Raw genomic sequence first — 14,163 nt, 5'->3', positions numbered from 1 at the left:
CGGTCGCGGGTCCGCCGTCGGACGCGCGTGTGAACGCTAACATGTGAACGCAAACATGCCTAGGGACCCCGGGACCGACAACGATGTCGAAAAGCGCGTGAGGACTCCCGGGCGCACCCGGACGCCGACACCGACGGCGGCCCGCACCCCCGGGTGGGGTGCGGGCCGCCGTCGGGCAGTGCTGGTCGTCCGGTGTCAGCCGCAGGACAGGTCGCCGTAGGCGGCCTCGTGCGCCGTCTCGACCGTGGCGCCGTCGAGCACCGCGGTGCCCGTGGCGGTCGCGACCCCGGCCGCGAGCGACGCGGACCGTGTGGCGAACGACTGGTACGCGTTCGCCCCCGGTGCCACGTCACGCACGACGCGCGTGCCGAACGGGGTGACGAGCTCGACGTCGGCCGCGACGTCGGCGAGGTTCGTCGCGCGCACCGCCACGTAGGCCTTGCCCGCGAGGCAGCGTGCGGAGGCGGTCACGTCGAGCTCGACGGCCGGGCCCGCGGCGTCGGCCGCGAACTCCCACGTGTCCACCTCGACGAGGTCGACGCCCGCGGGGCCGGCGAACGTGAAGTACACGTCGTGGACGCCGCTCACGCCCTCCAGTGCAGCGGTCACGTCCGCCCACTCGCCCACGGGGGTGTCGAGGCCGAGCGTGCCGACGACGGCACCCTCGCGGTCGTCGAGGCGCACCTCGACGGTGGCGCCCTCGACGAGCGGCTTGACGCGCGCCGTGACGCTCGCGGCACCGTCGCCGAAGTCGACCGACGACAGCGCCGACCAGTCGCCGGCGTCGACGTCGCGGACGACGAGGTTCGGCGCCTGGTCGCCGAACTGCGCCGAGCCGCCGTCGACCTTCGCGGTGGTGAGGCCCTGCTGCCACGCGAACGTCTCCGCCTCGAGCGCCTGGAACGGGTCGAGGTCCTTGACCTGGTCCACGCCCGCGTAGTCGCCGACGACCTGCTGGACCGTGCCGTCCGCGTTGAACGTCAGCTCCTGGATGTGCGGGCTGCGGTAGCCCTGCGTGGTGCTGCCGTTGATGCGCTTGTTGAGCGTGGGCGCGTGGTACGTGAAGTAGTACTTGCCGTCCAGCTCGAACACGGACTGGTGGTTGTTGCCGCCCGTGCCCGCGCCGAAGAACTGCGACTGGTTCGGGAACATCACGCCGGCGTACGTCTCCTTGGGGAACGACATCGGGTCGTCGGAGATCATGTAGCCGATCTGTCCGCCGCCCGGGTACCCCGGGAGCGTGGCCTGGTTGCCGCCGAAGTCGTTGCCGCCGAAGTGCGACGAGTACGACAGGTAGTACTTCCCGTCGCGCTCGAAGACCTGCGCCGCCTCGAACGCCACGGGCGCGTCCACGACGGCCGCCGTGCCCTGCGTGGAGACCATGTCGTCGCCGAGCTCGATGACGCGGATGTTCTTCGGGTTGTTGAACCGCTCCGCCGCGGGCATCGACGTCGACGCCGGGCCGCCGCCGAAGTAGAGGTACGCGCCGTCGTCGGTGACGAGCGGCGCCGGGTCGAACTTCCAGGCCACGGCCTCGGCGCCCGGGGTGCGCCCGTCGATGAGCGTGCTGTCGCGCTCGCTCGTCCACGGCCCGAGCGGCGAGGCGCCCGTGATGACGTTCGACGACCCGCCGCCGTTGGCGTAGTAGAGGAAGTACTTGTCGACGCCGTCGACCGTCTTCTTCGCCATGCCCGGCGCCCACGAGTTGTTCGTGAAGGGCGCGACGCCCTGCGGCCCCGCGACCTGGATCTCGCCGTGGTCCGTCCAGTTCACGAGGTCCTCGGACGAGATGAGCGTGATCTGGTTGATGCTGCCGTAGTTGATCTGCGGCGAGACGCCCGTCACCGGGTCGGGCGCGTAGCCCTGGGTGTCGTTCGTCATGTACATGTACACGCGCCCGTCCTCGACGAACCCGAACCCGTCGGCCCCGAACTTGTGGGAGATGAGCGGGTTGTGCTCGCCGGGAAGCTTGCCGAGCACCTCGATCGTCTTCGACGGCGGTCCGGGCGGGGCCGCGCCGACGACGGAGACGTCGTCGAGCACGAAGTCCATGAGGTGCGTCGCCGGGTCTGCGGACGGGTTGCTCGTCCACGGCGTCTCGAAGAACAGCCGCGCGGTGCCGACGTTCTGGTCGGCCGGGATCGTGAACCGGCCGTCGAGCGTCGCCCACTGGCCCTTGGTGGCGGTGACGCTCACCAGGTTCGTGTACGACCCGCCGCCGTAGTGCATCGTGGCGAAGAACTGCTTGGTGGCCGGCGCCGCGGCGTCGTACCGGATCTTCGCGGTGAGCTCGTACGTCTCGCCCGCGCGGACCTTGCCGCTGAGGTCCTGCATCGGACCGGAGCCGGTCGTCGCGCGCTCGGTGGTCAGGGCCGCGGCCTCGCCCGCGAACGCCTGGTCGGTGGTCGACAGCACGGCCTTGTCGGTCGCGTTGCCGTTGTTGACGAACCAGCCGGTCGTGCCGTCCTCGAAGCCGCCGTTGACGACCAGCTCCTCGTCCGCGGCGTACGACGGCAGCGCGGCGAGCGACGCGGAGAGCAGCGTCACGAGCGCGGCCCCGGCGACGGCGCCGCGCAGGCGACGTCGTCTGCGGTGGTGCGTGTCCATGGATCCTCCTCGATCGATGTGGGTGTCCTGCGCGTCCGCGCGCCTCGCGCGGACGGTCCTGCCCGACGGCGTTCCCCCGCCGTCGTCCTGCGTCCTCCCTCCTCGCGCGCCGACCCGGCGCGGCCTGCGCGGCCCGCCGGGTCGGGCGCGGGTCAGCGGCCGAACGGCACGGTGCGGGTCGTCGTCGCGGCGTCGGTCGAGCGCGTGACGGTGACGGTGGCCTCGCCGGCCGGCGCCTGCGACCGTCGCGTCGGGAACGCCTGGTAGGCGCTCGCCCCCGGTCGGACGTCGGCGAACGTGCGGCTGCCGTACGGCGTGGTGACCACCACGTCCACCGGGACGTCCTCCTCGTTCACGACGCGCACGGCGACGTAGTCGGTGCCGGCGAGCGCGCGCAGGCTCGCCCCCGCCGCGAACGCGACGTCCGGGGACGTCGTCGGCTCCAGCGACGCGACGGCGAGCGCGAGCGCCCGCGCGGGGGCGTCGGCCTGGTTCTGCGTCGACGGCGCGGTCGTCGACCTCGCCCAGGCGAGGGCCTGCTCGACGGCGGCCCACGACTCGGCCGTGTGGTCGGCCGGGTCGAGCCCTTCCGCCTCGGCGACGACGGCGTCGAGCGCCGTCCGGTCGGCGCCGCCGTCGGCGTCGAGCACGTCGCTGAGGAGGAAGTGGTCGAAGTCCACGTGCCCGCCGGTCCGCTCCTTGGCGTAGGAGAAGAGGCCGAACCGGTAGCCCATGAAGTGGGACAGGCTCCAGTCCATGACGAGCGGCCCCTGGCGCGGCCCGAGCGGCTGCCACGTGCGCCCGTCGAGGCTGTAGGAGTACTGCACCCAGAGCTGGCCGCCCGGCGAGGCGAAGTCCGCGTCCGCCTTGAGGTGCACGTCCGCGCGCTCCCCGAGCGGGACCTGCGACCCGGGGACGAACGACTCGACCGCCTCGCGGTCGATCGTGTCGGTGAACGGCTGGAGCCGCGTGACGAGGCCGAGCGTGCGCTCGCCGTCGACCTGCTGGACCCCCGCGTACGCGAAGCTGCGGCCGTAGACGGCCAGGCCGGCGACGTCGCCGTCGAGCATCCCCGACACGTCGACGCGGGTCTCCGCGGAGGCCGTCGGCCCGAAGGTGCGCTGACCGAGCGTGTTGCGCGCCTCCTCGAGGTAGGTGAGGTCGCGCCCGGGCGCCTTGGTGTACTCCGCCTCGCCGCTCACGACGTGCCCGTTGGTCAGGCGCAGCCAGCCCTCGCGCTCGGTGAGGGACCAGTACCGGTTGTCCGGCGCGTGGTTCCACTGCCAGGCGAGGTCGAGGTCCGAGCCGTTGTACGACACCTCCTCGAGCGTGGGCGTCTCGACGGCCGGCGCGCGACCGACCACGGACACGTCGTCGAGCAGGTACTCGACGCTCGACGACGGCGGCTGCGGGTTGCCCCACGGCGTCTCGACCGCGAGCTTGAAGGTCCGGACGTCCGCGTCCTGCGGGACGGTGTAGGTGCCCCGCACGGTCGTCCACTCCCCCAACGTGGCGTTCGCCCACGCGAGCGTGGTGACGCCCGCGCCCCAGTCCCCGACGAGGTTGAAGCGGACCTGTGCCGGCCCGGAGGCGTAGCGGACCCGGGCCGAGACCTCGTACGTCACGCCCGCCTGGATCTTCCCGCCGAGCTGCTGGTTCGGCCCGGAGCCGTTGAGCGTCCGGCCCGCGACGCGCAGCGCGCCCGTGCCCGACGCCGCGCCGCTCGTCTCGCGCGACAGCGTCGCCCCGAACTGCGCGGCCCACGGCGCGGTCCCGGCGTCCTCGAACCCGGGGTTGGCGACGAGCTCGACGCCGAGCAGGGACTCGTCGTACGTGGGCGCGTCGGGGACCTCCCAGACGGTGTCGCTGAACGCGCGGTGCTCGGCGTCGTTCGCGAAGTCGTCGGAGGCGACGATGCTCTTCAGCCGCTCCCGGCGCTCCGTCGCCGGGTCCAGCTCGATCGGCTTGGCGAACGTGTCGCCGACGCGGACGACGCCGTCGTCGCCGAACGTGGGCCAGCCGTCCTCCCACGTCGCGGGGATGAGCGCGGGGATGCGGCCGAGAGGGTAGGTGTCGCGGAAGAACATGCCCCACCACTCGTAGCCGCCCGCGCCGTCGGGCACCTCGACCAGCCCGCCCTGCGCGAAGCCGTCCGAGTTCAGCGCGCTGCGCGCCTCGTACGGGTTCGACCCGTCGGTGGTCTCGTAGCGGCCCAGCAGGTGCGGGGAGCGGAACAGCACCTCCTGCCGGTTCTGGCCGCTGGGCCACGTGATGATCGCGACGTAGTACTCGCCGTCGATGTAGTGCACCTGCGCGCCCTCGAACAGCCCGCCGACGAACGGCTCGCCCGCGTAGTCCGCGGCGCGGAAGATGTTCGGGAAGTCCGCCTCGATCGCGGTGAGGTCGTCGTTCAGCCGGACGGCGCTCGTCGCGCCGGAGCCGTAGAAGATGTAGGGCGTCCCCCCGTCGGCCTCGTCGAAGAACAGCGACGGGTCGTGGAACCCCCGGCCGAGCGCGGTGCGCTCCCACGCGCCGTGCTCGACGTCGTCCGTGCGGAAGAGGTACGACCCCCCGAGGTCGTTGGTGTTGAACACCACGTAGAACGTGCCGTCGCGGTAGCGCAGCGAGGACGCCCACTGCCCGTTGCCGTAGCCGTTCTTCCCGTTGCGCAGCGACGACACGTCGCCGACGCCGAGCCGGTCGTAGACGTAGCCGACGATCTCCCAGCTCACGAGGTCGTACGACTTCATGATCGGGGCGCCGGGCGCGAGGTGCATCGTCGTGCTGATCATGTAGTACAGGTCGCGGCCCTCGTCGTTCTCGGCCGCGGGGACGCGCGTGACGCTGATGTCGGGGACGTCGCTGCGCAGGAGCGGGACGTCGTACGTCCCGTCGCCGCGGTCCGTCGTGGTCAGCCCGGTGAGGGCGGTCGCCGCCGGGGGCTCGTCGTCGGCCGTCGCGGTGGCGTGCGCCGCGGGCAGGCCGGCCCCGAGCGCCAGCACCCCCGCCACGATCGTCGCCGCGGCGCGTCGTCTCCGGTGCCTGCTCATGTCGTTCCTCCTCGTCGAGGTCCTGCTGCTGTCGTGGGTTCATGCCGGGGATATCGATGTCGGTACCGATATCGACTGACGCCGCGTCGCCGTGGTGCGGCGTCCTCGCGGCCCGTCGGACCGACCGCGAGGACGCCGGTGCGGCGCGGGTCGCTCAGCCGCAGGTGCGCGGCTCGATGTCGACGTCGTGGGTCGTGGTGACCGGGGCGCCGTCGAGCACCGCCGTCGCGGTGACCGTCGCGCTGCCGGCGGGGACCGCCGTCGCGCGCGACGCGAACGACTGGTACGCGTTCGCGCCCGGGGCGACGCCCGTGGACGACCTCTCCCCGTACGGCGTCGCCAGGGTGACGTCCACCGGCGTGGCGCCCGTGTTCGTCGCCCGGACCGCCACGTAGGCCCTGCCGGCGAGGCAGCGCGACGAGACCTCGACGTCGAGCGGGACGACGGCCGTCGCCCCCGGCACGATCTCGACCCGGTAGGTCGTGGCGGTCTCGTGGTCCTGCGCGACGCCGACGACCTCCACGGTCCGGGCGCTCCCGTCCGCCGGGAGCGGCACGACGCGACCCTGCGTGTCGTCGATCAGCACGCCGTCGACGCGGACCAGGCCGCTCGGCACGTGCGGGTCGGCGTCGAGCACGACGCTCGTCGTGCCCGCGGGGACGGTGAGGGTGTAGTCCGTCACCGCCGGGTCGAACGCAGGGGCGAGCGACCCGGTGTCGAACGCGAGCGCCGCGAGCGCGGGCGTCGCGTCGTACGCCGCCGCGCGGTCGACCCGGACGCCGAACACGCCTCCGGCCCAGCCGCCCGTCGCCTGGAAGCGGACGGTGACCACGGGGATGCGCTCGCCGTCCTCGTCGAGCACGTACTCCCCCGCGCTGTCGACCTTCCAGCGCGTGCCCTCGCCGATCTCGAGGTACTTCGCCGGGACCTGCGTCGTGTCGACGTAGAACCCCTGCTCGTCCTTGGTCGGGGCGTTCGCGACCGTGGTGATCGTCTTCAGCTTCTCGTCGTTCACGTACACGTCGAACACGCGACCCTGGTCGCCCGAGTAGAGCGTGACGCCCAGGTGGTTCGAGGCCGACTCCGGGTCGACCATGAGGTCGTAGCTGAACCAGCCCGTGCCGTTCGCGTGGCGGAACTGGCGGCCGGAGAACGTCCCGACCGACGACCCGCTCTGCTGGAGGTTCTTCGCGTTCTCGAAGTTGTTGTTGTCGAAGCTCGTCAGGCTGTCGACGGTGCGGTCGGCGTCGCGCAGCTCCTGCTTGGCGCGCAGGATGCGCTCCTGCGACGCGGCCGAGTCCGGCTCGTCGAGGTGGAGGTAGAGCCCGTACGTCACGTCCCAGTTGGTGTGGTGGGGCGTGAAGACGAGGTCGCCGCCGTCGGCGGTGTTCCGCAGCTCGAGCTGGACCCGACCCTCGGCGTCGTCCTCGACGCGGACGAGGTTCTCCGCGATCCGCTCCTTCCACTCGTCGGCGCCCATGTTCGCGGCCGTGATCGTCGTCTGGGCGTCGGCGTCGCGCGTGGACGAGCGGACGAGGATGCCCGTGCCCTGCCACGCCGGCTCGGGGACCTCGCCGAGGTTCGCGGAGAGGACGACGGGCCCGTACCGGAAGGCCACGAAGTACGGGTTGTCCGGGGTGTCGACGACGGACGCCGCCATCGGCATCGTGTACCGGACGACGTCGCCCGCGGCGACGGGCAGCACGACGTACCCGCGCGACACGTGCGGCTCGACGGCGGCGCCGTTCACCTCGACCGCGGGCTCGCCCGCGATCCACGACGGCACGCGCAGGCGCAGCGTCGCGTCCGCGGCGACCGCACCGCCGTCGAGCGCGTCGACGCGGAAGGTCACGGTGTCCTCGTTCGGCAGGTTCGCCTCCTGCGTGAGCCGTAGGTTCTGCTCCACGTGCTCGACCGTCGAGGAGAAGAACATGTTGACCCACACCGAGCCCTGGCCGGTGAAGTAGATCGAGTCGCCGAGCTTGGAGAAGCTCTCCATGCCTGTCCCGGTGCAGCACCAGAACTCGGTGAACGGCAGGTTGTAGACGCGGTGGTAGCCCGACGCCATGGGGTTGAAGTACGTCGTCGTCCCCGTCTCCGGGTTCTGCGACGCGAGGATCGTGTTGATGAACGCGTTCTCGTAGTAGTCCGCGTACCGCACGTCCTTGCTCAGCGTGAAGAGCTCGCGCGCGAGCTTGAGCATGTTGTACTCGTTGCACGTCTCGGCCGTCTCGGCGTTGCGCGCGGTGCCCTGCTCGTCCGCGCGCTCGTGCAGCGACCCGGGCGCGTGGAAGTGCTCCGCCTGGCTGTTCGCGCCGGTGACGTAGGTGTGGTCGCGCACCACGATGTCGAAGAAGTTCTCCGCCGCCGCGAGGTACATCGGCAGCTCGTCCTTCTCGGCGGGCGTGAGCAGGTCGTAGTAGGCGGGGTTCTGCGTGAACACCTGGTAGCGCTTGAGCGCGCCGAGCAGCTTGGGGATCTGCGTGTTGGCGTGCTTGCCCGGCAGCACGTCCTGGCCCGCGGCGAGCTGACGGAAGAACGTCACCTCGTCGAACGCCTCGGCCGCCTCCTTGATCCGGACGTCGCCCGTGAGGTCGAACAGCTCGTACAGCGCCTCGTTCATGCCGCCGTACTCGGTGCGGAGCATCACGTCGGTGCTCGGCAGCTTCGCCACGCGCCCCTGGACGTAGAGCCCGAAGTCGGTCGCCACGGCGAGCGCCTGGTCGCCGACCGGTCCGTCGACGTGCTCGGCGACGTCGAGCAGCCCGGCGAGCACCTTGTGCAGGTTGTACCAGGGCACGATGACGTTCTCGTCCGACGTCCCGGTGCCCTGCACCTGGTCGAGGATCGACTCGCGGAACGCGGAGACGTACCCGGCCGAGCCGGGGTGCGCGGCGGCGTACGCGTCCTGCACGCGCGCGAGCCCGCCCACACCCTCCTCGATCTCGGTGAACAGCGCGTCCTTCGTCGCCTCGTCCTGCGTCGAGGACCACGACATCGCGAGCGCCGAGAGGTAGTGGCCGAACGCGTGGCCGCGGAAGTTCACGGCGTTGCTGCGCTCCCAGCCGCCGTACCCGGCGGCCGTGGTCGGGGTCAGCCCGCCGACCTTGTAGAACTCGTAGAGGAACGTCTCGGAGTCCAGGCTCAGCAGGTACTCGTGCTCCTTCGCGGCAGCGTTCTGGAGGAAGTCGTCGGAGAGCAGCACCGACGGCAGCGCGGTCTCCTCGAGCGGCGTCTCGTCGACGAGCGCGGGCACGACGACCTCCAGGTCGCGCGTCACCGGCTCGCCGTCGAGGTAGCGCACCGTCGCGGTCAGCGTGACGTGCGCGTCGTCCTCCCCGATCGCGGGCCGGACCACGGTCCCGTCGGTCGCGACGACCTCGGGATGCGACGACCGCCACGTCACGGTCGACCCGCGCGAACCGGTCGCCGGGAGCACGAGCGCGACCGTCGCGCGCTCCGGCAGGGACAGCGCGTCGGCGTCGTCCTGCGCGATCGCGTCGCGGTCCACCGTGCGCCCGCTCTCCTCGTACAGCCCGACGACGTCGCCCAGGTCCGCCACCGCGTCGTACAGGCGGTAGTCGTCCAGCGCGGCCTTGAGGTAGGCGCCGTTGTACTGGGGCCCGTTGAACCCGATCGTCTTCGGCAGCGCCGGGTCGGAGCCCAGGACCCCCGTCGCGTCGCCGGCGACCGCGCTGGCCACCGTCGACGGGACCTGCTCGCCGTTGCGGTAGAACGCGACGGCCTTCGTCGCGTGGTCGTACGTGACGACGACGTGCGTCCACTCGTCCGCGGGGAAGAACGCCGCGCGGTCGGAGCTCGCGACCCGCACCTTGTACGGCTGGCCCGACGCCGGCCCCACCGACAGCGCGAGCGGCACCGTGTCCGACTCGGACGACAGGTACCAGCCGTCGGAGTTGTAGGCCCGCTTGTTCCACGTGATGACGTGCTCCCCGGACAGCTTCCCGCTGGGCTCCACCCAGAACGAGAGCGTCAGGTCCTCGGGCTGGAGCGCCGTCGACGACCCGAGGTCGAGGTACGTGCTGCCGCTCAGGCGCAGGGCCTGCCCCGCCCCGTCGACGCCGTCGACGTAGGAGAAGCCGGTCGGCGCGGAGCCCGTGTGACCGCGCAGGGCCACGGGGTGCGCGAGGGGGCTCGCGTCGGCGACGTCGCCGTCGAACGCGAGGTCGAGGACGGGCGCGGGCAGGGCGTCGGCCGCGACGGCGGACGGTGCCCACGCGGTCACGGCGAGCGCGGCGGCGGCCGCCACGGCCGCCAGCCGGGCCACGCCGCCGGGTCGACGGCGGACGCCGTCGGTCGGTCGGGGGTGCATCGGTGCTCCTCTGGTCGGCACGGGCGTCGTCGCCCGCGCGTCGAGACGTGCGGTGTCGTGCGATGTCGTGCGGTGGCGGCCCGCGCGGGTGGCGCGGGCCGCGCCCTCGTGGCCCGCCGGACCGGCCACGAGGGAAGGGCTCGAGGGTGCCCCGCCGAGGTAGAGGCGTGGTCGTGACCACGCCTCTACCTCGCGGTACCGGGGCTCTACCTCGGCGTCAGCCGCAGTCGAGCGCGTCGTAGGCGACGTCGACGGTCGAGGTGACCTGCTCGCCGTCGAGCGTCGCCGTGCCCGTCACCGTCGCGGTGCCGGCCGGGGCCGACGTCGCGCGCGCCGCGAACGACTGGTACGCGTTCTTGCCGGGCGCCACGTCCGCGAACGCCTTCTGCCCGAACGGCGTCGCGAGCGTCAGCGTGACGGGGACGTCCTCGCCGTTCGTCGCGCGCACGGCGACGTACGCTTTGCCCGCGAGGCAGCGCGGCGTGACCTCGACCGCGAGGTCGAGCTCCGGAGCCGCCTCGGACGCGTGCAGCCGGACGAACGTGATCGAGTGGGCGGGGAACTCGTAGGAGAACTCCTCCCCCACGCCGGTCAGCGTCCGCTCCACCGGGACGACCCGCTCGGGGTCCGCCTTGGTGTTCGTGTCCGACGGCGCGCCCACCATCTCGGTGACCGTCGCCTGGTCCGCGATCTCCTCGGCGCCCTCGACGTGCACCTGCGTGCGCGCCGCGGTCGCGGTGGGGTTGACGACCTTGACGACGACGTCGCCCGTGTCGTCGTCCCGTGTGACGACCTGATAGAGCGACTTGGTCGACGGCTGCTCGTAGGACATCTGGAGCTCGCCGTCGAGGTAGAGCTCGATCGTCGAGCCCTCGACGACGACCTTGACGTGGTACGGCTGACCGGCCTCGATGCTGTGGTTCTCGACGGCCTGCACCTCGTTGGCGCTCCCGCCCGACGCGCGCTGGAGGGCCTGGCGCGAGTTGTTCCACCCGCCGAGGTTCCACCAGTAGTAGTCGTTCGGGCCGCCCGCGGCGAAGCCGACGAGGAAGCCCTCGGCGCCCGACGTCTTGCGCGCGTCGAGCTCGAGCGTGTAGCTCGACCAGTCCTTCGCGTACGCGCCGGCCACGATCGACCGGGCGTCGGTGACGTTCGTCGCCGACTGGACGTAGGCGCCGTCCTGCGCCGCCCACGTGCCCGACTGCGGCTCCCACTGCGACGCGCCGGACTCGAAGTCGTCCGCGAAGAGCACGTCGCCGCTCGCGTTGTCGGTGACGCGCACGTTGTCGTACTGCGCGGCCGTGTTCCACGTGGAGAGGAAGACGCCGCCGTCGAGCGTCGCGTCAGCGGGCGCCGGGCCGGAGTGCGTGCTGGGCACGACCTCGTCGCCCGCGTTCGCGGAGAACAGCTGCTGGACGTAGTAGTTCACCGAGCCCCAGGACTCGTCGTTGTCGAACCAGATCGCGTCGGGCGACCACTGGACGTACGACTCGTTCGCGAGCAGCGGCGCGTACGACGCGAGCCGCACGACGTCGGAGTTGCGCTCGAGGCCCGTCATGAAGGCGGCCTCGGACAGCGCGTTGGCGAACGTGTTGCCGCGCGACGCGTACTCGCCGAGAAAGACGTGCGGCCCCTCGCGGTCGTAGGAGTCGTAGCGCTCGTCGTTCTCGAGGAACCACTGCGGGTCGTTGTAGTAGTGCTCGTCGACGAGGTCGACGTCCTGCTCGCGGTTGAACTCCCACAGCTCGTCGAAGCGCTGGCCCGTGTCGTCCGGCCCGGAGTTCGAGATGATCTGGACGTCCGGGTAGGCGGCCGCGATCGCGTCGCGGAACGCCGGGAAGTTGGCCTCGAACGTCTTCGTGTTCTCCTCGTTGCCGAGCCCGACGTACTTCAGGCCGAACGGCTCGGGGTGGCCCAGCTCGGCCCGCACGGCGCCCCACTCGGTCGTCACGTCGCCGTTGGCGAACTCGATCAGGTCGACCGTGTCGTCCACCCACCGCTGGATCTGCGCGGGGTCGGTCATCTCGGGGATGGTGCTGCCGCAGCCGTTGGCGCCGACCGACACCACGGGCAGCGGCGTCGCGCCGAGGTCCTCGGCGAGGAGGAAGTACTCGAGGTACCCGATCCCGTACGACTGGTTGTAGCCCCAGAAGTTCCAGTTGGTCGCGCGCTCCTCGACCGGGCCGATCGTCTCCTTCCACTGGTACGTGCGGCGACGGTCGGTGAAGCCCGACTCCTCGTACGTGCGGAACGTGCCGACGTTCGTCACGCAGCCGCCGGGGAAGCGCAGGAACTGCGGGTCGAGCGCGTCGATCTTCTCGGCGAGGTCCTTGCGGAGCACGGACTTCCCGTTGACCGGGCCGACCCACGTGTCCTGCGGGAAGAGCGACACCTGGTCGAGCGCGAGCGTGCCCGCCGCGCCGGAGAGCAGCGCGAGCCGCCCGGCGTTCGTCGTGCCCGTCGCGGTGAGCGTGACGTCGTACCTCTTCCACGCGTCCGAGCCGTCGACGGCGACCTGGCCGGTCGCGTACGCCGTGGTCCCGGCGGCGTCCTCGACGCGCACGGTGACGGTCTGGGCCGTCGCCGACCGCGCCCAGACGGAGAAGTCGTAGGACTCCCCCTCCTCGACGAACAGCCCCGTGTTGTACCCGGCGTTGCGCACCCCGGCGCCCGCCCCGGTCGTCGTCAGGTTGAGGTAGTTGCGGTTCGTCGCGTTGAGCCGCCCGGCGTCGTTCACGACCTGGGTCGTCGCCGTCGCGCCGCCGCGGTTCGCGGCGCTCCACGCGGTGAGGCCGGTGAACGACCCGTTGTCCTGGTTGCTGAACTCGAACGACCGGTTGCGCACGAGCTCGGCGTACAGGCCGCCGTCGGCCGCGTAGTTGATGTCCTCGTAGAAGATGCCGTACAGCTCGTCGCTCATCTGCGTGCGCTCGCCCGCGAGGTCCACGGTGATCTCGTGGTCCGCGCTCGTGGCGGGCGTGATCGTGAGCTTCGTGGCCGCGTCGCGCGGACCGAGGACGAGCGCGCCGTCGGAAGCGCGCACCCCGGCGTACCGCTCGGGGTCGGCCGCGCTGCGCAGCCAGACCGTGCCGCCGCCCGCGTCGGTGAGCCGCAGCGCCGTCGCGTCCGCGCCCGCGGCCCCGAGGGAGAGCCGGGACGCGCCGGAGACGACCACGGGCCGGTCGCCGACGGCGAGCGTCACCGGGGACGTGCCCTCGGCGCCGTCGACCTCCGTCGCGGCGAGCGCGACGGTCGTCGCGGGGCGCTCGTCGTCGAGGGCGAGGCCGTCGTCGGTCGCCACGAGGTACCGGGCGTCGCCCGGGCCCGCGAGCGTGAACGTGCCGTCGGGCACCTGGTCCGCGCCCTCGGCGGCCTGGACCGCGACGTAGTCGAACGCCGCGGTGTGCGCCGCGCCGCTCTGCGCGGCGAGCGCGTAGAGGCCGACGTGCGTCGTCGGGAAGTCGACGGTCACGGAGCCCGCGGGCTGCCACGCGGTGCCGTCCCAGAAGCTCGTCGCGATCGTGTCGCCGGTGCGCTGCATGCGCAGCGTCTCCCCGGTGGAGCCCGGGCGGTCGGTGAAGGCCGCCGCGCTGAAGACGCCGCCGGTCTCGACGTCGTTCTCGATCGCGCGGCCCGACGGCGAGAGGTCACCCACGAAGGTCAGGCCCGACCGGACGTAGTTGTCCATGTCCTGCCACGCGACGAGGCCGGCGCCCTGGTAGACGGAGGCGACGGGCGCCTCCAGCCGGGTGACGACGGTGAAGTCGCCCGCCGGCACGTCGAGCAGCACGACGTTCTTCGCGCTGTTCGCGTCCTGGTACGTGTCGCCCGGCTGCGAGGTCAGCGTGAGCTTCCCCCCGCCGACGGACAGCGCCTCGGGCACGGGGTTGACGACGGTCCAGTCCGGGCCGAGCGCGGCGCCGTCGAACGTGTCGACCCATGCGCCGTCGGGCAGGTCGGGCTCCGCGGCGGCGGCCGGCAGCGACGTCGCGAGCGCGACCGTGCCGACCATGCCCGCCACGAGGGCGACCGCGACGGACCGGCGGCGCGCCGGTCTGCGCCGGGACGTGGGGAGGGACGGGTGAACAGACGTTTCCATAGGGCTTCCTCTCATCGTCGAGAGACACGCACCATTGCGTGTGAGCGTTCACAAGTTCGGCCCGAGCCTAGTGT

The 14,163-nt window shown here is 72.1% G+C and carries 4 protein-coding genes; all 4 read right to left on the bottom strand.

The window, feature by feature from the left end; genetic code table 11:
• Positions 1-195 precede the first annotated feature (195 nt).
• On the bottom strand, positions 196-2,607 hold the full coding sequence (locus ACPCUX_RS18260; RefSeq protein ID WP_423389345.1) for a family 43 glycosylhydrolase: 2,412 nt from the start codon (positions 2,605-2,607) through the stop codon (positions 196-198).
• A gap of 152 nt (positions 2,608-2,759) precedes the next feature.
• On the bottom strand, positions 2,760-5,657 hold the full coding sequence (locus ACPCUX_RS18255; protein WP_423389344.1) for a family 43 glycosylhydrolase: 2,898 nt from the start codon (positions 5,655-5,657) through the stop codon (positions 2,760-2,762).
• A gap of 154 nt (positions 5,658-5,811) precedes the next feature.
• Entirely contained in the window at positions 5,812-9,990 is a 4,179-nt protein-coding gene (locus ACPCUX_RS18250; RefSeq protein ID WP_423389343.1) for a beta-L-arabinofuranosidase domain-containing protein, read from the bottom strand.
• Between the two features lie 217 nt (positions 9,991-10,207).
• The gene (locus ACPCUX_RS18245; protein WP_423389342.1) at positions 10,208-14,089 is read right to left on the bottom strand and encodes an alpha-L-arabinofuranosidase C-terminal domain-containing protein; all 3,882 of its coding nucleotides are present in this window, start codon (positions 14,087-14,089) and stop codon (positions 10,208-10,210) included.
• Between the last annotated feature and the right edge of the window lie 74 nt (positions 14,090-14,163).

It is taken from the genome of Cellulosimicrobium sp. AB352 (assembly GCF_049538415.1).
Taxonomy (GTDB): Bacteria; Actinomycetota; Actinomycetes; order Actinomycetales; family Cellulomonadaceae; genus Cellulosimicrobium; species Cellulosimicrobium funkei.
The sequence above is the reverse complement of the archived record's forward strand: the minus strand, read 5'-3'. Positions and strand labels throughout refer to the sequence as shown.